The sequence below is a fragment of the Roseisolibacter sp. H3M3-2 genome (genome assembly GCF_029211165.1).
In the GTDB taxonomy this organism is placed as follows: Bacteria; Gemmatimonadota; Gemmatimonadetes; order Gemmatimonadales; family Gemmatimonadaceae; genus Roseisolibacter.
The window spans coordinates 1-570 of the sequence record NZ_JARGEK010000791.1 but is presented as its reverse complement, the minus strand read 5'-3'; the positions used below and the strand labels follow the sequence as shown (position 1 = coordinate 570).

Genomic DNA, 570 nt, shown 5'->3' with positions numbered 1-570 from the left:
CGCCGGCGTCCGGCGCGCGGCGCGACGGCAGCTTGCGGGCGAGCGCGCTGGTCAGCGAGCCGGCCGCGCCCAGGGCGCCGGCGCCGGTGGTGAGCAGGTCGACGGGGCGGGGCTCGCCGGAGAGCAGCGTGACCGCGCCGGCGAGGGTGACGACGAGCGAGGCGAGGCCGTCGTCGAGGCCGAGGCGGTCGGCGATCTGCGGCGGGATGGGCATGGCGCGGACGGTGGGGCGCGTCGGCGCGCGGCCCGTCGCCGCGCGGCGCTACACGACGTCGCCGGGCACGCCGCGGACCGCGTCGCCCAGGCCGGCGCGCGCGGCCGCGTCGCGGATCACGCGGTCGGCGGTGACGACGACGCGCGGCACGGCCCCCACCGCGAAGGCAAGCTGCAGGCCCCACAGCGTGCGGCGCCACGCGGCCCCCTCCAGCTCCACGCCGCCGCGCACGACGGCGCCCACGACCTCGCGCCACAGCGCGAGCCCGGGCGCGAACGGGACCGCGAGGGCGGCGGCGGCGCGCGCCGGGTCCGGGCAAGTCGGAGGCCAAGCGGTCTTAGGAAGACAAATCGTGG

General features: G+C 80.5%; 1 protein-coding gene and 1 pseudogene. Both read right to left on the bottom strand.

From position 1 onward, the window contains the following. A partial coding sequence (locus PYV61_RS26430) for a hypothetical protein (RefSeq protein WP_275836874.1) occupies positions 1–214 on the bottom strand: 214 nt, incomplete at its 3' end. A 48-nt stretch (positions 215–262) separates the two neighbouring features. After that, positions 263–570, bottom strand: a pseudogene (locus PYV61_RS26425) (hypothetical protein); the annotation flags it as partial.